At 58.8% G+C, this 19,294-nt stretch carries 14 protein-coding genes and 3 pseudogenes; 3 read left to right on the top strand and 14 right to left on the bottom strand.

Translation table 11 applies throughout. The features are described 5' to 3' along the window. The first annotated feature begins 12 nt into the window (after positions 1 to 12). Positions 13 to 812, top strand: a pseudogene (locus ACP0KA_RS12120) (FAD binding domain-containing protein). A 457-nt stretch (positions 813 to 1,269) separates the two neighbouring features. Further along, positions 1,270 to 3,207 (top strand): DEAD/DEAH box helicase, encoded by a 1,938-nt coding sequence (locus ACP0KA_RS12115; protein ID WP_424629029.1) that lies wholly within the window; start codon positions 1,270 to 1,272, stop codon positions 3,205 to 3,207. A 52-nt stretch (positions 3,208 to 3,259) separates the two neighbouring features. Here the strand turns inward: ACP0KA_RS12115 and ACP0KA_RS12110 are convergent, their stop codons facing one another. The 10 genes and pseudogenes from ACP0KA_RS12110 to ACP0KA_RS12065 form a co-directional block, all read right to left on the bottom strand. Continuing rightward, complete coding sequence (locus ACP0KA_RS12110) at positions 3,260 to 5,005, bottom strand: chemotaxis protein (protein ID WP_424629028.1); 1,746 nt, start codon at positions 5,003 to 5,005, stop codon at positions 3,260 to 3,262. Beyond that, a complete protein-coding gene (locus ACP0KA_RS12105) occupies positions 5,005 to 6,087 on the bottom strand; it encodes a protein-glutamate methylesterase/protein-glutamine glutaminase (protein WP_424629027.1) in 1,083 nt (360 codons plus the stop codon). Before ACP0KA_RS12105 ends, ACP0KA_RS12110 begins: the two co-directional genes overlap by 1 nt. 3 nt (positions 6,088 to 6,090) lie before the next feature. Beyond that, entirely contained in the window at positions 6,091 to 6,945 is an 855-nt protein-coding gene (locus tag ACP0KA_RS12100) for a CheR family methyltransferase (protein WP_424629026.1), read from the bottom strand. Between the two features lie 15 nt (positions 6,946 to 6,960). After that, entirely contained in the window at positions 6,961 to 7,449 is a 489-nt protein-coding gene (locus tag ACP0KA_RS12095; RefSeq protein WP_424629025.1) for a chemotaxis protein CheW, read from the bottom strand. 63 nt (positions 7,450 to 7,512) lie between these two features. Beyond that, a pseudogene (locus tag ACP0KA_RS12090) lies at positions 7,513 to 8,622 on the bottom strand (methyl-accepting chemotaxis protein); the annotation flags it as partial. A gap of 489 nt (positions 8,623 to 9,111) precedes the next feature. Beyond that, positions 9,112 to 9,603, bottom strand: a pseudogene (locus ACP0KA_RS12085) (MCP four helix bundle domain-containing protein); the annotation flags it as partial. Between the two features lie 22 nt (positions 9,604 to 9,625). Beyond that, positions 9,626 to 10,105 carry a chemotaxis protein CheW gene (locus ACP0KA_RS12080; RefSeq protein WP_424629024.1) on the bottom strand — a complete coding sequence of 160 codons (480 nt, stop codon included), beginning with the start codon at positions 10,103 to 10,105 and terminating at the stop codon, positions 9,626 to 9,628. After that, positions 10,105 to 12,198 carry a chemotaxis protein CheA gene (locus tag ACP0KA_RS12075; protein WP_424629023.1) on the bottom strand — a complete coding sequence of 698 codons (2,094 nt, stop codon included), beginning with the start codon at positions 12,196 to 12,198 and terminating at the stop codon, positions 10,105 to 10,107. The genes ACP0KA_RS12080 and ACP0KA_RS12075 overlap by 1 nt, the downstream gene beginning before the upstream one ends. Further along, complete coding sequence (locus ACP0KA_RS12070) at positions 12,195 to 12,560, bottom strand: response regulator (protein WP_424629022.1); 366 nt, start codon at positions 12,558 to 12,560, stop codon at positions 12,195 to 12,197. The genes ACP0KA_RS12075 and ACP0KA_RS12070 overlap by 4 nt, the downstream gene beginning before the upstream one ends. Continuing rightward, positions 12,560 to 12,895, bottom strand: coding sequence for an STAS domain-containing protein (locus ACP0KA_RS12065; protein WP_424629021.1), 336 nt, complete (start codon positions 12,893 to 12,895; stop codon positions 12,560 to 12,562). The genes ACP0KA_RS12070 and ACP0KA_RS12065 overlap by 1 nt, the downstream gene beginning before the upstream one ends. 456 nt (positions 12,896 to 13,351) lie before the next feature. On the opposite strand from ACP0KA_RS12065, the gene ACP0KA_RS12060 reads away from it, so the two are divergent. Then, a complete protein-coding gene (locus tag ACP0KA_RS12060; RefSeq protein WP_424629020.1) occupies positions 13,352 to 14,461 on the top strand; it encodes an HD domain-containing phosphohydrolase in 1,110 nt (369 codons plus the stop codon). Here ACP0KA_RS12060 and ACP0KA_RS12055 read toward each other — a convergent pair. The 4 genes from ACP0KA_RS12055 to ACP0KA_RS12040 all read right to left on the bottom strand — a co-directional run bounded on the left by ACP0KA_RS12055 (position 14,450) and on the right by ACP0KA_RS12040 (position 19,207). Further along, complete coding sequence (locus ACP0KA_RS12055) at positions 14,450 to 15,418, bottom strand: PAS domain-containing protein (RefSeq protein ID WP_424629019.1); 969 nt, start codon at positions 15,416 to 15,418, stop codon at positions 14,450 to 14,452. The two genes, ACP0KA_RS12060 and ACP0KA_RS12055, sit on opposite strands and share 12 nt — an antisense overlap. A gap of 264 nt (positions 15,419 to 15,682) precedes the next feature. Further along, positions 15,683 to 16,228, bottom strand: a complete 546-nt coding sequence (locus ACP0KA_RS12050; RefSeq protein ID WP_424629018.1) for a chemotaxis protein CheW — start codon at positions 16,226 to 16,228, stop codon at positions 15,683 to 15,685. Positions 16,229 to 16,292: 64 nt separating this feature from the next. After that, positions 16,293 to 18,497, bottom strand: coding sequence for a HAMP domain-containing methyl-accepting chemotaxis protein (locus ACP0KA_RS12045; protein ID WP_424629017.1), 2,205 nt, complete (start codon positions 18,495 to 18,497; stop codon positions 16,293 to 16,295). A 449-nt stretch (positions 18,498 to 18,946) separates the two neighbouring features. Further along, positions 18,947 to 19,207: a hypothetical protein gene (locus tag ACP0KA_RS12040; RefSeq protein ID WP_424629016.1), complete on the bottom strand. Its 261-nt coding sequence runs from the start codon at positions 19,205 to 19,207 to the stop codon at positions 18,947 to 18,949. Positions 19,208 to 19,294: the final 87 nt, after the last annotated feature.

Genomic DNA, 19,294 nt, shown 5'->3' with positions numbered 1-19,294 from the left:
GGGAGGAAGATCATGTACGAGACAACATATCATCGTCCCTCGAGCATCGAGGATGCCGTTGCCCTGTTCAAGAAGGGCTCGGACTCAAAATATCTCGCCGGCGGCCACACGCTGCTCCCGGTGATGAAACAGCGGCTGGCACAGCCCTCCGATGTCATTGACCTTGCCAAGATCCCGGCGCTGGTCGGCATTTCGGCAACCGGCGATACGCTCACCATCAAGGCGGCGACGACCTACTACGACATTCTGAGCAACGCCGAGGTGAAGAAGGCCATTCCGGCTCTGGTCCATCTGACGTCCGTGCTCGGCGACCCTGCCGTGCGCTATCGCGGCACCATCGGCGGCTCGATCGCTAACAATGACCCGGCTGCGGACTATCCCGCAGCCGTGGTGCGCTCGATGCAACGGTGAAAACCAACAAGCGCAGTATCAAGGCTGATGACTTCTTCCAGGGTCTGTTCAGCACGGCCCTTGAGGATGGCGAGATCATCACCGAGGTCGTATTCCCGATCCCGGCGAAGGCGGCCTATGCGAAGATGCGACATCCTGCTTCGCGCTTTGCACTGACCGGCGTGTTTGTCGCAAAAGCAAAGGCCGGCGATGTCCGTGTCGCCGCGACCGGTGCATCTCAGGACGGCGTGATGCGTGTGCCTGCCATCGAAGCTGCATTGAAGGCCAACTGGGCGGCCAGCGCGATCGATTCGGTGGCGATTTCGCCGAATGGCTTGATCGCGGATATCCATGGCAGCGCCGACTATCGGGCCAACCTCATCAAGGTCATGGCACAACGCGCGGTCACGACTGCCGGCTAAACAGCCGGATCGAGCTTCAACGCAAACGGCGCACAGCGATGTGCGCCGTTTTTGTAAGCGCCAGCAGCCGGCAAAGGGCGGATTTGCCCCTTTAACGCCGCATTTCGGCTGATTGGCGCGGCATTTGACTCAAAGCCGCGGTATTCCGCAGTATTTATTGGCTCTTTGAGCAAAAGTAGCCTAAAGCACGCGCAATCCATCTAACCCGTGAACCTGCCGAGACGCTCGTGTGGTGGTTCAGAAGTTCGCTTCATTTTCTCCGCGCGCTCTTCAAGCGAACTTCTGAACCTCAACCACACGAGAATCATAGGTTTGCTAGTGTCCTTTCGAATCCGAAGTTCGCGACAGAGTGCTCTGCATGATGAGGCGAACTTCGGATTCGGGACACTAGTGTCCGTGCGCGCTCGATCCGTTCCCATTGCTTCTTGGCAACACCGCCATTCAAGGTCCGACGTCCGTGAAATCCATTTCCGCAAGTCCGCCGCTCGCCCGCGCCCTCGCCGAGCGCAATTACAATGATCCGACACCGGTTCAGAAGGCGGTTCTCGCCGAGGACGCCGCCGGCCGCGACTTGCTGGTCTCGGCACAAACAGGCTCGGGCAAAACGGTCGCTTACGGCCTTGCCATCGCAGCCGACTTGCTGGGAGACGCCGAGCGGCTGCAAAAGGCTGACGCGCCGCTGGCGCTGATCGTCGCGCCAACCCGTGAACTGGCCTTACAGGTTCACCGCGAGCTCACCTGGCTTTACCAGCACGCCGGCGCGCGCGTCGTCTCCTGCGTCGGCGGCATGGATCCACGTCAGGAAATGCGCGCGCTTGAAGCCGGTGTGCATATCGTTGTCGGCACGCCGGGGCGGCTATGCGATCATATTCGCCGCAAGCGGCTCGATATTTCCGAACTGAAAGCCATCGTCCTCGACGAAGCCGACGAAATGCTCGATCTCGGCTTTCGCGAAGACATGGAGTTTATCTTAGAGACCACTCCCGACACGCGACGCACCCTGCTGTTCTCCGCGACCTTACCGCGCGGCATCGCCGCACTTGCCAAGCAGTACCAGCAGGACGCCTTCCGTATCGAGGTCACCGGTGGCGAAGGTGGTCACGCAGATATTGAATATCGCGCCATCCGCGTCGCGCCGAGCGATGTCGAACACGCTGTGGTCAACACTTTGCGGTTCTACGAATCCCCGACCGCGATCGTGTTCTGCAACACGCGCAATGCGGTGAATCATTTGCAGGCAGCCCTGCTGGAGCGCGGGTTCTCCGTCGTCGCGCTGTCGGGTGAAATGACCCAGAACGAGCGAACCAAGGCGCTGCAGTCCCTGCGCGATGGACGTTCGCGAATCTGTGTCGCCACCGACGTCGCCGCGCGCGGTATCGACCTGCCAAATCTGGGACTCGTTATTCACGCCGACCTGCCGAACGATCCGGAAGTGCTGCAACACCGTTCCGGCCGCACGGGCCGTGCCGGCAAGAAGGGCGTCAGCGTCTTGCTGGTGCCGCCCGCGCGCCGTCGACGCGCTGATCTGTTGCTGGAGATCGCCGACATCGACGTCATCTGGGGCGTGGCGGCGACCGCCGACGAGATCCGCACGCTCGATCAACAACGCATGATGCAGAGCACGCTGTTCAGCGAGCAAGCAACCGATGACGACATGGTTTTCGCACGCGCATTGCTTGCGGAGCGCTCGGGTGAGGACATCGCGACAGCGCTGGCCCGATTGTATCGCTCACAGCTCCCTGCCCCGGAAGATATTCTTGATCCCGGCGAAGGCCGCCGTTCGCGCGATGATCGCGGGCCGAAAGAAGACCGCGGCACGCGAAAAGGGACCAGAGACAGAGGCGACAACGATCGCGCCCCCAAAGGCAAGCCCCGCGGGCTCCCGGAAGGGAGCGTCTGGTTTCGCGCCGCGATCGGCAGAAGGAAGAATGCCGAGGCACGCTGGCTGCTGCCGATGATCTGCCGCCGGGGCAATATCGGCAAACAGGACATCGGCACGATCCGAATCCTCGACACCACGACCGAATTTGAGATTTCGGTCCATGCCGCCGATGAATTCGCGCGACAGATTAAGCGGCCGGACAAGGAAGACAACATCCGGATCGAAGCTTTGCCTGGCGGGCCACAGGGCGAGAACACTTCGGCTGAGCGAGATTTTCGAAAAGCTCCGCGCCGTGACAGCAACGAGGCGCCACGCCGTAAAGACAAGCGACCTTTTGAAGAGAAGCCGCGCTTTGAAGAGAAGTCGCGGGGCAAAGAGCCGCGCCAGTTCAAGGACGCACCGCCGCCAAGCAAGAAGCCAAAACGCAACAAGGCTGCTGACACCCAAGGCTGGCCAACGGTCGACAAGCCCGCGTTTGGAAAAAAGCCCAAGAAAAAGAAACATCGTCACTAGGGACGTTGCAGCATATCCGAACGATCACCACGTGCGATGATCGTTCGGCGCACTAGAAAAACAACACGTCGTCGACGCCGTTCTGTTCCTGCACCGGCTCATTCACCGCAGGCTTGCTGGATAGCCCAACGCGCTGTGCAAATTGCTGGTGAACATCCCGCTCGCTCACCATGGTGTATTGCGCATAGAGATCGTCGAAAACATGGTCGACGGTGGGCGCTTCGCCAGCGGACAATTTGATCGGGCTTCCATGAGAAGCCTCCAATTGCCGCGCAGTCTGTGGAAGGGTCGCAGATTTACCGCTCAGGACAGATAGCGATGTCTGTGCATCGGCCATCAGCGCCTCGAACTGCGAACCTTCTTGCACAAGACGGGCCATCAGCTGGTTGAGCTGGCCGTTTCCTGCTTCGATTTCTTGAATGGCGCGCAGGATCGATGGCTCCAGATCCGTCATCTTCGACGAATCGCCTTCCGCACGAAGTTCTTTGAGACTGCCGGCGGATCCCTCGATGTTATCAAGGATTGGCTTCAGCAGGTCGGCACCTGCGGAGATATTGTCCGCCGTCGCCTTGAGTTCATTTGCAATCACGACAAATGCGCGCCCCTTGACGCCGAGCTGTGCGGCCTTAAGCCCCGCATTCATGCCGATCAGGATGATATCGACGATGGTTTCGGCCAGGGCCGTAATGGCCGACCGGAATTTTCCCAGCGTCTCTTCAACAACCGACAACGCATCTTCGACCGAGTGTCTGGAGCTCTCGCACGTGCTGATCAGCGCCGAAGCCTGAGCCAGCGCCTGCTTCATCGTGGACAGGAACGATGTCATGTCGCCATCGCCGCCATACAGCGAGCGGCCATTGCCGACGATCTCGGTCGCATCAGCAACCAACGCCCTCAGGGAGCGGTCGATATCGCGGATATCACCGTCGAAGCTCGTCGCAGAGCTCTTAAGCTGCGAGACCTGAAGCTGGCAAATCAAACGAGCCGTGCGTTCGTCCGCTTGCACATCAATACCAGCCGGAACGAGACCGGGCTCCGAACCGGCCGCGATGCGCAGTCCCCGACACACGTGTTCCAGGCGCTGCCGGGTGCTGTCACCGGCTTGCAGGGAAACAATCGCAACACCGACCGCTTCCGCTATTCTTTTCGTACTCGCGCTTGTGAGTTCAGCAAGGCGCACGCTATCCGCTTGGCGGTTTTGCATTCCCGAATGCGCGGAGGTCAATTCATCGCTGACGGACAGAAGCTGAGCACGATAACGCCCTTCGAACTCCCGCTGGCGGTTCAAAGCGACATTGATCGCATCCACAAGTCGCTGCTGGTCGTCCGAGCAAGCATCGATGGATACCTGCACGGCCTTGGCCAGCTCAAAGGCTTCCTGAGTGAAATCGAGAAAACTTTCCTGACTGGTGTCGAGCGCTGCTGCCTCGATCCGCGCACTCCGCGCGATAATCATGACCATCTGGATCTGCTTGACTAGAGGCTTCAAAACGTTGGAGGCCTCGTTGGCACTGGCGCCGATAGCACCAAGCAACGCGCTCTCTTGCGGCAGCACGTCCGCAAGTCCCGTCAGCTTCGCGGCAATGTCATGAAGAGCCGTCGTCGCGCCTTCAATCTTGGCTCCAGACAACTCGTCCGACAAAAGCGCAAGTCCGCCGTTGAGATCCTGGAATATCGCATGCCCGCGGCCAAGATGGTTCCCAACCTGCGCGAACGTCGTCTCGATCTGGGAGACGACATCCTCGACCGACGTGACGACGTTGATGATATCGGTTGAAGCGCAACTTGACATCGACATTAAGCCGCCTGACCCGCATCGTGCCAGAGCATGATCTCTCTGGAAATTTTCGACAGCGATACAATTTTTTCAACCGCACCGCATGCGATGGCTTCCTTCGGCATCCCGAAGACCACACAGCTTTCCTCGTCCTGCGCACGCGTTGTCGCGCCAAGCTTGCGCATTTCCAGCAAACCCTTTGCGCCATCGTCGCCCATGCCCGTCATGATAATTCCGAGCGCATTTTTACCTGCATATTGTGCTGCCGAACGAAACAGAACGTCGGCTGACGGCCGGTGACGCGAGACAGGAGGACCATCCTTGATCGCGATATGATAGCGAACGCCGGTCCGCTGCAGCAGCATATGCCTGCTTCCCGGCGCGATGTATGCCGTTCCCGGCAACACCGGTTCGCCATCTTCGGCTTCCTTGACGTCGATCTCGCAGATCCCATTCAGCCGCTTTGCAAAAGCGGCGGTAAACCCCTGCGGCATGTGCTGAACAATGAGAATGCCGGGACAGGCGCGCGGCAGAACTTCCAGGACATCCCGAAGTGACTCGGTACCGCCGGTCGAAACACCAATGCAGACGATACGTTCCGTTTCGGGGCGTGACCGGCCGACCACCGGAGGGGGCATGATTGCATCGGCCGTCAATTTTGCTTCCACGGGCCGCCGCGCCGCGCGCGGACGAACCCGTGCACGAGCAGCGGATTTCACGGCATCACGCAGGCGTCCCGACGACTCCATGAGAGCCTGTCGCGTATCGACACGGGGCTTTGGAACGATGTCCACAGCGCCGGCCTCGAACGCCTCGAACATCACATTGGAGCCCTGCTCGGTCAGTGTCGAACAAATGATCACGGGGATTGGACGCTGCGCCATGATCTTGCGCAGAAACGTCATCCCATCCATGCGCGGCATCTCGATATCAAGGACGATCACATCCGGCAGTTCATCCTGCAGCCGCTTCGCCGCCGCGAATGGATCTGACACGGCGGCCATCACCTCGATCTCAGGATCTTCGTTCAGGATGGTCGAAAGGATCTGGCGAACCGATGCGGAGTCATCGACGACCAGAACACGAACCTTTTGCTTCAACATCGATCAGCTCCTGCTCTCGATTTTGAAAATCGTCGGCTGAACCTGTTTCAGGCCAACAGAACCCTGGTGGATCATCGATTCCGAATGCCCCACCAAAAGATATCCGCCAGGACGGAGATGACTGCAAAGCTGATCGACGACTTTTCGCTGGGTGGCCTTGTCGAAATAAATCAGGACATTTCGGCAGAAGATGATGTCGACATCCCGATCCACCGGATATTTCGAATCCATCAGATTCATTCGCATGAAATTGACGGTCCGCCGCAACTCAGGAACAATACGAACTTCGGAGCGTGCCTTGTCGCGGGATCTCAGAAAGTAACGCTTCGCCAACTCGTCCGGGACAGGCGCGATCATCTCCTTCGAATAAATTCCGAGCTTTGCCAAGCGTAGCACGCTGGTCGAAATATCGGTTCCGAGGATCCGAAATTGAAAGCGCGAACCGCTTCTCAGCATGTTGTCGAGAACAATTGCTGTTGTATAGGCTTCCATCCCGGTCGAACAAGCCGCACTCCAGATCTTCAGATCTTGTGAGCCACGACCGCGCCGGCCCAGAAGCTCATGGACGGCTATGTCACGGATAAACTCGAAATGAGATGGTTCCCGAAAGAAATCCGTCTTGTTGGTCGTGACGCAATCAATGAGGTGAACAAGCTCTGTTTCCAGATGATCACCATCGAGCAAACGCTCGGCATATTCATTGACGCTGGAGTGATTAAGCGCGCGAACGCGTTTCTGAAGCCGTCCTTCAAGCATCAAGCGCTTGGCGGGCGGCAGCTTGATGCCAACGTGCCCTTCCACCAGCTCGGCAATCGAACGAAACTGGCGGTCTGTTAAACGTGCTACGGATCCGGACATTGCAGCTCACTTCAATCAGGCTGCGACAGTTTCGCTAAGTTCCGATTCCGCGGAAACGGACATGTCCTGCGTCGCCATCAGGCGCGCGAGGTCGAAGATCATCACGAACTTGTCGCCCTTGCGGCCAATGCCCGCGAGATAGTCCGACTTCCAGCGGCCGCCGACCGACGGAGCCGGTTCGATCCGGCTTTCATCGATATCGGTCACTTCGAACACACAGTCCGCCACGAAGCCAACGCCGACCAGGCGATCCTGCAGCGGCACGTCGAGAATAATGATGCGGGTGGCCTCGGTCGCGGGCACCGCCGGCAGATCGAGCTTGGTGCGCAGATCGACGATCGGGTAGCCGCTGCCGCGCACATCGATCATGCCCAACAGGAACTCGGGGGCGTGCGGCAGCTTCGAGATCGGCCGCATGTCGAGAATTTCCCGGACATTGCGGATCGAGATGCCGAAGGTCTCGCCGGCGAGACCGAGCGTCAGATATTGCGCCGTTTCGGCCATGTCGCGCTCCACTCAGGACAAGGAGAGAGCCGGCCTCGCTTCAAGGGCGAAGCCGGCAGTTACTTAGCGTTGGAAGTCGGCGTCGCGATCGTCTTCGCTGTCGCCCATCGAGAAGGCGAAGCCGCCCCCGCCGCCGCTCGCGGCCTTGGCCGCGCGAGCAGGCTTGGCCACCGGCTTCCTTGCACCCCGTTCAACTGCCGCCATGCTCGCCGCCTTGCTGCGCAGCTGATTGACGGCCGTGTCGATTGCCCCCGCAGGCATCGCACCCTTTTGCGCGCCGTGATCAATCTTGAAGTAGGAGATGGTCGCCTGCAGCTGCTCGGCCTGCGAGGCGAGTTCTTCCGAGGTCGAGGACACCTGCTCGGAGGCGCTGGCGTTCTGCTGGCCGACTTTGTCGAGCTGCTGGATCGCCTGGTTGATCTGGGACGATCCGACGTCCTGTTCACGGCAGGCCGAGGTGATTTCTTCCACCAGTTCGGCGGTCTTCTTGATGTCCGGCACCAGCTTCGACAACATCGTTCCGGCTTCCTGCGCCACCTTGACCGTCTCGGTCGAGAGAGCTCCGATTTCGGCCGCGGCCGCCTGGCTGCGTTCGGCGAGTTTGCGGACTTCGGAGGCCACCACCGCAAAACCCTTGCCGTGTTCACCGGCGCGGGCAGCTTCCACCGCCGCGTTCAGCGCGAGCAGATCGGTCTGACGTGCGATCTCCTGCACGATGGTGATCTTTTCCGCGATGGTCTGCATGGCCTCAACCGCTCGTCCAACGGCTTCGCCGCTGGCTTCGGCGTCCTTGGCGGACTGCGCCGCGATCCGTTCGGTCTGGTTGGCGTTGTCCGCGTTCTGTTTCACATTGGCCGCCATCTCTTCCATCGAAGAGGAGGCTTCCTCGGCGGACGAGGCCTGCTCGGTCGCGCCCTGCGACAACTGCTCGGCACTCGCCGACAATTCTTGGCTACCCGCCGACACGTTCTGCGCTGCAGTGATCGCTTCGGCAACGACTGAGCGAAGGCGCTCGACCGTGCCATTCAACGACATCAGAAGGTCGCCGACCTCATCGTTGGTTTTGACGGCGATCGTTTCCGTCAGGTCACCCTTGGCAACGGAATCGGCAAGGTTCACCGCACGGCTCAGATTACGGCTGATGCCGATCGAGATCCACAGCGCCGCCGCAATGCCGATCAAGGTTGACGCGATCACAATGCAGATCACAAGAAGCTTGGCGAAGGCGGCTTCCGCTGCGGCCTGAGCCGTGATGTCTTGCGTCTTTTTCGCGACATGGGTGGTATATTCGTTGAGGATCGCCAGCGCTTCATTGAGCGTCTGTCGCCCCTCGCCCATGGTCAGAGCGCCACCCTTCAAGTTGCCCGCTTCTCCGACAATGTCGAGAACGCGCGAGGTCACAGACTTGAGGCGGTCCTTCGCGACGTCGATATCTTTCACCGAAATACCGAGAGCGGTAAATGCACCCGATGCTTTTGTTAATGCGCCGTTCGCGAGATCCAATTGGGCCAAGGCAGATTTTCGATCTGCCTCAAGTTCGGTCGGAGAAGCCGACGCAAACGTCTCCGCGACATAACGCAGGGCGGTTGCCAGTTCGACACGCACGGCCGCAACCGTCGAAGCAGCTTCACGGGCCCCTTCTGCCGACCTGTTCTTTTCGATCTCAGCGGAGGCAGCACCGATCGCGGCGTTGAAATCCTTCAGGACGAGCAATCCCTCGGAGCGCCACAACTGCGCAGCACGGTAGTTCGAATTCTGAGTTCCGAACTTTACAACCTGATCTTCCAGTTCATAGACGCGCGCCAACTTGGCCGAGAGACGGTCCACGATCTTCTTGCTGCTCTCGCTGGCAAGGCCATAGATCTCTTCCCGCAGCTTGTTGGCTTCCGCCCGGCGCTCGCTGATGTTCTTGGTAAACGCCTCGATGTCCTTGGCATCGCTGGAAAGCACGACATTCTTTTCGGAACGAACTTGTCCCTGAATGCGGTCCTGGAAGGCGCCTAGCTTTTCAGCAATGACGGCCTGATGAGCCAGCATGTCCTGATAGTTCGTCAGCGCGGTCAATTTGTCGTAGGCAATGCCGCCGGCGACCATCGACAATACAATCACTGCGCCAAACGTCGTGGCGAGCTTTGCTTTAATGGTAAAGCGCATTTTTAATACCCTGCCCTCGGATTCAATTAAGGATGCGTTCCAGGTTCGGAACGATGACGAATTCCTGGCGCCACTTGGTGATGAAAGAGATGAATTCAGGCTTCCACTGCATGCCGACACGAGGAGTCTGCTGGACATCTGCCTTGGAGATTTCCGTTACCTCGTAGACCCTGTCGGCAATGACACCCACCAACACAGGGTCCCCACCAACCATGATTTCGATCACGACAATGCGCGTTTCAGCGGTGTTGTCCCTGAGAGGCATGCCGAAGCGGATACGCAAATCGGCCAGCGGAATGACATTGCCGCGCACATTGATGACGCTCGGCAGGAACGGACGAGATCCCGCGACCTTCGTCGCCGGCACAGGGTCGATGATTTCCCGTACCAATTCGGCATCGAGCGCGAACATCTCTTCGCCGAGCCCGACCATGACCACCTGCATCAGCGTGTCATCGTGGATCGCAGCGGCTGCACTGCCCTCGGACTGCTGCAGATTCATTACGCGGCCTCGTTGACTTGGTTCGATTGTGCATGCGCGACCAGCTGCGCGACATCGAGAATGAGTGCCGCCGAGCCGTCGCCAAGAATGGTGGCGCCGGAGAACATCGTCACCTCTGAATGCAATTTTGACAGTGACTTGATCACAGTCTGATGGTTTCCGATGATCTGATCCGCAACCAGACCGACCCGCGTCTCACCGGTGGAAATGATGATCGTCTTCTGGTGACGGTCGGGCTCACCGGGCATCCCAAACAAGTCACGCAGCCGCAGGAATGGGACGAGATCGCCGCGCACATTGAGGAAATTGCGGCCGCGCGAGCGTTCATCCGCAGCGGTCAGCTCGACGCATTCCTCGACAGCGGAGAGCGGCACAATATAACGGCCCTCGCCGACGCGGATCAGCAGACCTTCGATGATCGCCAGAGTGAGCGGCAATCGCAACGTCACCATCGTGCCCTGGCCAGGCACGGTCGAAAGATCGATGGTGCCGCGCATATTCTCAATGGTTCGCTTGACCACATCCATGCCGACGCCGCGTCCTGACAGCGCAGAAATGGTCTGCGCGGTGGAGAAGCCCGGATGAAACAAGAACTGATGGATGTCGTGGTCGGCCATTGCGGCCCCAGAGGCGATCAGCCCCTGCTCTTCGGCTTTGGCGCGGATGCGCGCAGTATTGAGACCACCACCGTTGTCTTTCACCGTCACCAGCACCTGAGCGCCGGAGTGAACCGCGGTCAATTCGATCCGGCCTTGTTCGGTCTTGCCTGCGGCGTCACGGCTGGCCGTGTCCTCGATGCCGTGATCGATGGCGTTGCGGATCAGGTGCACCAGCGGATCGGCCAGGCACTCGATCATGGTCTTGTCCAGCTCGGTATCTTCACCGGCGGTGACAAAATCAACCGGCTTGTCGAGATCGCGCGACAGATCATGAACGAGGCGGCGGAAACGCCCGAACAACGAACCAATCGGCACCATGCGCGCACCCATTGTGGTGTCACGCAGACTGGCGGCCAACCGCTCGATTTCCTCGGCGATCATCTTGATGGACAGATCTTCACCGGTGGCGGCCAGCTGGCTCAATCGTGCCTGTGCGATCACCAGTTCACCGACGCGATCCATCAGTTCGTCAAGACGTTCGGCCTGGACGCGGACTGTTGCGATGCCGCGATCCTCGCGCTTTGGCTCTTCGCGCTTGGCCTCATCCCGCTTCTTGTCGGCGGACGCATCCGCACTGGCAGGAGCTTTGACCGATCCCGCGGGAACAACGGAAGGTTCGGCGACCGCAGCGTTGGCTGCTTCACTGACCGTTGACTGGGGCACCGATGGCACCAGCGTCGGAGTTTCAGCACCAAAGATCGGGGTGGCGGTCAGCTTCATTTCGTCCATCACGAACATGAAGACGTCATCGATCGCGGCCCGATCGCAGGGACTATGCAGCGTCACGTCCCACTTCAGAAAACAGTATTCAGGCTCGAGCTCTTCGAGGGTCGGCACGTCATCCGTCAGCGCGACCACGAAGCAGGAGCCGAGCTTGCGCAGATCGTCGAGGAAATCGAGCGGATTGGAGCCATTGCACAGAATCTGGCTGTCGAACTCCAGCCGCAACTGCCAACCCGTTTGCGTGCCCTCCGATGCATCTGCGGCTGAGGGCTCCGGACCCACATCGATAACAATGCCGCCTTGCTTCGCATGGGCAGTGACTGGCGGGCCTGAATCCTTCATCCCGACGAGATGACCGAGATCATCGAGAATCGCGTCACCGATGATGGTATCTGTCGTCTCCGGCGCTTCGATCAGAGCGCGGATGTAATCCTTTGCCGCGAGCGCAATCGAAATCAGGTCCTCGGTTGGCTTGATTTCGCCTTTGCGCACACGATCGAAAGCGGTTTCAAATTCGTGCGTAAACGCTGCCACCTTGTCGAAGCCAAACATGGCTCCCGACCCTTTGATGGTATGCAGCGCGCGAAAAGCCGAGTCGACCAGTTCGCGGTCATCGGGGCGCACAGAAAGATCGAGCAGAGCGCCTTCCAGCGCCTCGAAGAGCTCGCTGGCTTCCTGGCGGAAAATATCGACAGGATCCAGCGAGGTCATGCGCGCACCAACTTGCCGACGACAGCGAGCAACTGCTCAGGTTTAAACGGCTTGGTGATCCAGCCTGTTGCGCCGGCGGCTTTGGCTTCCTGCTTCAGCGTGTCGCTGGATTCGGTGGTCAAAAATACGATCGGCAAGCCAAGCAGGGAGGGCGTGGCCCGCAACGCCTTGATCAACTCCAGTCCATTCATCACCGGCATGTTCAGATCGGTAATGACGAGGTCCATCTTGGTGGCCTTGGCCCTCTCCAGGCCCTGCGCACCGTCGCCCGCTTCATGTACGGTGTGGCCAGCGGGCGTCAGAACGACCTTGATCATCTGACGAATACTGGGCGAGTCATCGACTGTGAGGATGTTGCCCATCACGTGCCATCGCTATGTTGAGGATTGTTCTGCTGAGAGACGCTTTGTCCGCCCATGGTCTCATCGGGCAATCCGGCACGCTCGAAGGTGGTCCGAAGCGATGGCGATAGCGCGGTGAGCACCAGCGGACGGCCCTCAAGAGTGGCGGTCTTCGCCGTCGACAGCAGCAGCTGGACCGACGTCACATCCGCTTTGTCGACACCAGAACAGTCGATTTCCACCCGGCTCTCACGCCGAAAGGCATCCCGCACCATCTCATATACGCCGCGGATTGCGCCAATGCTGCAATCCGCCGGAAGCTGCACCGGTCGCTTCAAATCTTCAGCATTGTCCATCAACACCTGCGCCCCAAGCCTAGCAAATCGCGCGTCGCCCAACGCACGAATCACTCATTCCCACACCCGGGTGCGAGTATTGATGGGTATGATCAGCAAAATGCTAACGTCGATCCCCGTAGAAATACGGGTCCTGAACGAAAACCGTTCTTTCGCCTGATCAGGCTACCGCGTGCTGGCATGCGCCTTTTTGAAAAAGCGCAAAAATCGTTCAGATCATTTGGAGGTTAGACCAACGCAGTAATGCTACCATCGATCGCACCTTAATGATTGACCTGCTTTGTTGGGTTTTCAGCGATGATTTCCGTAGATCTGGTCCTTCGGCAGCTTTGCATCACTGCTGCTGCAATGAGTTACCTCCATACGATCAATACGGTTCCCGCATTTAGTTCCATATTAAGCGGTGCCGATTAGCGTCCGGGGTGAAATCACTTCGCCGGCTAGAAAGGCCGTCTCATGCTTACCCACGCGCTATTGGTCGATGACAGCCGCTCTGTGCTCGATCTGCTGAAGCGCCTCGTTGAAGCCGACGGCTCTGTTCAAGCGACGACGTTTCGCGATCCTCTCGAAGCACTCGCGGCCGCGCGCACTACGAGCTTCGATATCGTGCTCGTCGACTATGAGATGCCCGGCATGGATGGGATTTCCTTAATTCGAGAAATTCGGTCGTTGCCGAAGTTCGCCGATATTCCCATCGCGATGATTACGTCGATCGAAGCGGATGCTGTTCGTCTGCGGGCATTGGAAGCAGGCGCGACCGACTTTTTGCCGAAGCGCCCGCAGGCGATCGAATTTGGCGTCCGGCTCCGCAATCTGATCAAGCTGGGCTCGGCGGTCAGAAAGCTGAACAATCAGGCGGCCGAACTTGCCAGCCAGGTCGAAGCTGCAACGCAGAAGCTTCAGGAGCGCGAAGAGGAAATCATCCTGCGGCTCGCGCTCGCTGTCGAATATCGCGATAACGACACCGGCGATCACACGCTCCGGGTCGCCAGATACAGCCGGATCATCGCCGAACAGCTCGGCTTGTCCGAGCGATTGTGCCGCGACATTTACCTGGCATCACCACTTCATGACGTCGGCAAGGTTGCGATTCCCGACAACATTCTCCTGAAACCCGGGCGGCTGGACGCCGAGGAGATGGCAACCATCCGGACGCACGCCGCGATCGGCGGACATATCCTCGCCGACAGCCATTGCGAACTGATCCAACTCGCTGCGATCATTGCTGAAGCTCATCACGAGAGATGGGATGGCAGCGGTTACCCTAACGGCCTCAAGGGAAACGACATCCCCATCGCGGCGCGAATCGTGATGGTCGCCGATGTATTCGACGCACTGACGACAAAGCGGCCCTATAAGGATCCCATGCCGATTGAACAGGCCCGGCAGTACCTTCAGAACCAAAAGGAAAAAGAGTTCGATCCGGCCTGCGTGGATGCGTTTCTTGTCCGATGGGATGATGTCGTCAAGGTTTGCACATCGCATGCCACGACATTGGTGCCTGCACAGGAACCAGTTGCGGAGCAGACAAGCGCCGCTCGTGGAGCGGTGACGCTAACTGCGTAGGCCCACGGAAATCGTTCCGTGCCGATTGCCGAAGATGACCCCGCCATCTTCCAAAGCGGCTTTGATCGCTTCAAGAGTAGGCCTGCGAATTGAAGACGTATCGCAGCTCTCGACGCGGCGGATGCTGGAGACTGACGCCTTGCTTCTGTTCGCAAGATCTTCGATGGACCAATTCAGCAGCGCCCGGGCCGCTCTGATGTGCGGCGCCTTTATTTGTTGCACGTCAGGAGGAGCACGCATCACATCCGCAGGCTTTGCAACCAATCCCGCCCACTCGATGACGATGCCCGCTGAGTTTCGAACCGGGGCAGCATAAACCATCAATTTCACGGGCTTTTCTGCCGAGCGAAACACGAATTTGATGCTTGAAACGAAATGCTTCCCGTCCGCGACGGCTTGCTCCCAGCCCGCTCGGGCCTGTTCCCGCTCATTTTCAGGCACGCTATCAAGCCAGGCCCAATCCAGCAGCTTCGCCGGCGACGAAACCCCGAACAGCCTCCATTGCGGGAACGCTGTCAATGCGCCGGTCCGGTCGGCCGACCACATGCTGAAATTGAACACTTCAGCCAAAGCATCGAGCCGCTTTTCCTTACGGCGAAACAGGTCCAGCAGGGTCTGCTGGTCGGTCACATCGACAATGAGACCCGAGCTTTGCAGGTAGGAGCCGTCCTTGGCATACAGAACTTCCGCTCGGCACGCGAGCCAACGCAACTGACCATTTGGATGGATGACTCGAAATCTCTGTTCGGGAAAAACGCCCTGTCTGGAGAGTTCATACGCCTTGTGCAGCTTCTCCTGATCATCAGGATGCACATTTCGCAGGAATGTATCGAAGGAAGGCTGGTCAAACGCAGGATCGGTGCCGAGCAGCTTATGCATCCCGGGCGACCACGAGATGTCCTGAGACATCTCGTTATACGACCATAATCCAAGCCGCCCCATGTCTTCCGCGATCATCAGCAGTGATCGAGATGAAAAGGACGTTCGGCGGCCGTGCATGTCTTATTGCGCTCTGCGTTTCTTATTCGGGGGCTGACGCTGGCAACAATAAGCGACCCTGATTCGGGAGTTTCAGAACACTACAGCGATAATCAAAACTCACAATGTCGCATAAAGTCTGATGATTGGCTCGCACGGTCCTCTTTGATGCGGACAACCAATTGCCCCTCCTCAAGAAATATGGCGAAGGGCTCTCTTGTCAGAGGACTGAAATTCCAAGGCTTATGCAGGAAGCGGATCGTTTATTGTGTCCGCGGACGTCGAAACGTCTTCCATTTGAAGCTGAATTGACGGCGAATCGGCCACATCAGCACTCCCGTCTTGAACGTCCTGCGTCGCCATGAGGCGCGCGAGATCGAAGACCATGACGAATTTGTCGCCCTTGCGGCCAATGCCGGCGAGATAGTCCGACTTCCAGCGGCCGCCGACCGACGGAGCCGGTTCGATCCGGCTTTCATCGATATCGGTCACTTCGAACACACAATCCGCCACGAAGCCAACTCCGACCAGGCGATCCTGCAGCGGCACGTCGAGAATAATGATGCGGGTAGCCTCGGTCGCTGCGACCTGCGGCAGATCGAGCTTGGTGCGCAGATCGACAATCGGGTAACCGCTGCCGCGCACATCGATCATGCCCAGCAGAAACGCGGGGGCGTGCGGCAGCTTCGAGATCGGCCGCATGTCGAGAATTTCCCGGACATTGCGGATCGAGATGCCGAAGGTCTCGCCGGCGAGACCGAGCGTCAGATATTGCGCCGTTTCGGCCATGCCGCGCTCCACTCAGGACAGGGAGAGAGCCGGCCTCGCTTCAAGAGCGAGGCCGGCCAGTGACTTAGCGTTGGAAGTCGGCGTCGCGATCGTCTTCGCCATCTCCCATCGAGAAAGCGAAGCCGCCCGCGCCGGCAGCTGCCCTGACTGCGCGGGCAGGTTTGGCCACCGGCTTCTTCGCACCCACTGCCATGCTCGCCGCCTTGCTGCGCAGCTGGCTGACGGCCTTGTTGATCGAGCCCTCCGTGGAAGAGCCTGCGTCCCTTTGACCGTGATGATCAATTTTGAAGTAGGAGATGGTCGCCTGCAGCTGCTCGGCCTGCGAGGCAAGCTCTTCCGAGGTCGAGGACACCTGCTCGGAGGCGCTGGCATTCTGCTGGCCGACCTTGTCGAGCTGCTGGATCGCCTGGTTGATCTGGGACGATCCGACGTCCTGCTCGCGGCAGGCCGAGGTGATCTCTTCCACCAGTTCGGCGGTCTTCTTGATGTCCGGCACCAGCTTGCCGAGCATGCTGCCGGCTTCCTGCGCCACCTTGACGGTGTCCACCGACAACGTGCCGATCTCAGCCGCCGCCGCCTGGCTGCGTTCGGCGAGCTTGCGGACTTCAGAGGCCACCACTGCGAAGCCCTTGCCGTGTTCACCGGCGCGGGCAGCTTCCACCGCCGCGTTGAGCGCGAGCAGATCGGTCTGGCGTGCGATCTCCTGCACGATGGTGATCTTCTCCGCGATGGTCTGCATGGCCTCGACCGCGCGGTTGACGGCTTCACCGCTGGCCTCGGCGTCCTTGGCGGACTGAGCGGCAATTTTCTCGGTCTGGTTGGCGTTGTCCGCGTTCTGTTTCACATTGGCCGCCATCTCTTCCATCGAAGAGGAGGCTTCCTCGGCGGACGAGGCCTGCTCGGTCGCGCCCTGCGACAACTGCTCGGCGCTCGCCGACAGCTCCTGGCTGCCTGCCGACACGTTCTGCGCTGCAGTGATCGCTTCGGCAACGATGGCCCGGAGCTTTTCGACCATGCGCTCGAGCGCCATGCCGAGCGTGTCCTTGTCCGACAACCGCTTGACATCGATCGTCAAGTTTCCGCTGGCAATCGTGTCCGCGACTCGAGCCGTCGCATTGAGATTTTCCGTCATCGCATTCAGCGACTTGACGAGATCACCGACTTCGTCGTTGCTGGTCGCATCGATCTTTTGGCTAAGATCACCGATTGCGACGGCATCGGCCAGACCGACGGCGCGGCCAAGGCCCCGGCTGATGTTGAGGGCAATCCACACCGCGGAACCAATACCGATCAACAGAGACACGGCAATAATTCCGATCAGCAGCATCTGCGCCTGCGCACCATCCTGCTCGGCTTGCATGCCAGCATCGGCCATGGCCTTCTTGACCAAGGTTGTATACTCGACCGTGTTGGCGATCGCCTCATCGGATGCTTTGCGACCTTCGGTGCCCGAGAGTGCCGCCGCTTTGATGTTACCGCCATCCTTCACGATGTCAGTCGTTCGCACGATGATTTTTTCCAACTGATCGATACGCGCGATCAGGTTGCTCGCTGAAAGTCCCAGCGGAGTTATCTGCGTGGACAATGACTGCGCAGCAGACTTCAGGGCCGCGGTGGAGGGGGCAATGCTTTTCACGGCGCCATCCAACGATTCCAGGCTCGTTGCCGAGAAAGAGACGATCAAGAACCGCTGCGTTCGCGACGATTCGAGGCGGGCCATATACAGCGATGAGATCGCGCGAGCGGTCTCGATCGACGCCGGCAACTTGTTTATGTCTTTAAACAACGCATCGGCGGCGTCAGAAAAATTCTTAACGGCGGCCGCTCCTTCTGTAGCCCAGGTCTGGGCCGCCCGGTTGTTTGAATTGAGTATCGCGAGCCGGATAATCTCATCCTCGATGCTGTTCATTTTATCGAACGAAGAGGAGAACTTCTCCATGATCTTTTTACCGGCCGCCGTCGCCGCGCTAGCCTTGATTTCATCGCCGATGCGGGCTGCTTCCTTGCGGTAATGCTTGATCGATTCCGCTAACCGGGTGATTTCCGCATCGTTCGACTCGAGAATGAGGTTCTTTTCTGCCCGGACCTGATACAGGATCTGGTTTTGAAGATCGCCGGCCTTGTCGATACGACCCGCGCGCTGCACGAGCGTCGCTGACGTTTCCACAAGCTGACTCAGCTTCAAGTACGAAATCCCGCCCGAAATCATCGAGAGGACGATGACCGCGCCGAAAGCGCTGGCCAGCTTCGCTTTAACCGTGAACCTCATTTTCTCAGCCCTTTGGATTAGATCTTGCTCAGCCCAAGACAGGTCTCATGCCTGGAACGACGAACGCACGACGCTACTTTTTGAGGAATGAGGCGAACCGCTGCCCCGACTGAATGCCGTCCCGGATGTCCGTTTGGAACAAGGCTCAAGATGAAACAGGGAGCTGCGCACGTCGGCTGACGTGCCAATCGCTCTGAGCCCCCAGCACCTTCCATCAGAACCGCCCCGCCCCATGCGATCCGCGCGTTCCCCAACCCGCGAATCACCAAAATCCCAGCCTCGTCGGGAGTACGGGGGGTCCAGTGTGCAAAGACTTAATGGTTAACCTCGTATAACTACGAGGCATGAGCGGAAAACGTTCAAACCCTGGCTGAACTTGATGGAACCGCAAAGAAAAAGGCACGATTTTCATCGTGCCTTCGTCGATCCTTTGCGTTGAAAGAGCGATATCAGCTCTTGCCCATGCACTCTTCGATGTAGAACCAGCGATCATCGCCGGCCAATCCCTTAGCTTTGACGTCTTTGCGGCAGGCTTTGAGCTTACTTTTGTTTTGGCTCCAGTGGGCGCGCATTTCTTTCATGCGCTCCTTGGTCAACTTCAGTTTTGAAGTCTTTGGTGCGGGCGCCGGCGCAGTGGTTTGAGCCGAAGCAGTAACAATCGAACCAGCCATGGCGAGCGCAGTCACTAGGCAAATGCCAGTACGAAGCATAAGTATCTCCTGAGAATAATGTTCGGATAAAACGATTTGATGAAGCGACGCGGGATATGACACTTTACCGTCATATCCCGCCCGCGT

Origin of the sequence: Bradyrhizobium sp. SYSU BS000235, from assembly GCF_049747295.1 — a bacterium.
Lineage (GTDB): Bacteria > Pseudomonadota > Alphaproteobacteria > Rhizobiales > Xanthobacteraceae > Afipia.
This window is presented reverse-complemented; position numbering and strand designations above follow the sequence as displayed.

Excerpts from the sequence above, each read along its gene's own strand:
- ACP0KA_RS12110 (WP_424629028.1), bottom strand. The coding sequence starts at position 5,005 with ATGTCGATGTCAAGTTGCGCTTCAACCGATATCATCAACGTCGTCACG.
- ACP0KA_RS12105 (WP_424629027.1), bottom strand. The coding sequence starts at position 6,087 with ATGTTGAAGCAAAAGGTTCGTGTTCTGGTCGTCGATGACTCCGCATCG.
- ACP0KA_RS12100 (WP_424629026.1), bottom strand. The coding sequence starts at position 6,945 with ATGTCCGGATCCGTAGCACGTTTAACAGACCGCCAGTTTCGTTCGATT.
- ACP0KA_RS12095 (WP_424629025.1), bottom strand. The coding sequence starts at position 7,449 with ATGGCCGAAACGGCGCAATATCTGACGCTCGGTCTCGCCGGCGAGACC.
- ACP0KA_RS12080 (WP_424629024.1), bottom strand. The coding sequence starts at position 10,105 with ATGAATCTGCAGCAGTCCGAGGGCAGTGCAGCCGCTGCGATCCACGAT.
- ACP0KA_RS12075 (WP_424629023.1), bottom strand. The coding sequence starts at position 12,198 with ATGACCTCGCTGGATCCTGTCGATATTTTCCGCCAGGAAGCCAGCGAG.
- ACP0KA_RS12070 (WP_424629022.1), bottom strand. The coding sequence starts at position 12,560 with ATGGGCAACATCCTCACAGTCGATGACTCGCCCAGTATTCGTCAGATG.
- ACP0KA_RS12065 (WP_424629021.1), bottom strand. The coding sequence starts at position 12,895 with ATGGACAATGCTGAAGATTTGAAGCGACCGGTGCAGCTTCCGGCGGAT.
- ACP0KA_RS12060 (WP_424629020.1), top strand. The coding sequence starts at position 13,352 with ATGCTTACCCACGCGCTATTGGTCGATGACAGCCGCTCTGTGCTCGAT.
- ACP0KA_RS12055 (WP_424629019.1), bottom strand. The coding sequence starts at position 15,418 with ATGATCGCGGAAGACATGGGGCGGCTTGGATTATGGTCGTATAACGAG.
- ACP0KA_RS12050 (WP_424629018.1), bottom strand. The coding sequence starts at position 16,228 with ATGGCCGAAACGGCGCAATATCTGACGCTCGGTCTCGCCGGCGAGACC.
- ACP0KA_RS12045 (WP_424629017.1), bottom strand. The coding sequence starts at position 18,497 with ATGAGGTTCACGGTTAAAGCGAAGCTGGCCAGCGCTTTCGGCGCGGTC.
- ACP0KA_RS12040 (WP_424629016.1), bottom strand. The coding sequence starts at position 19,207 with ATGCTTCGTACTGGCATTTGCCTAGTGACTGCGCTCGCCATGGCTGGT.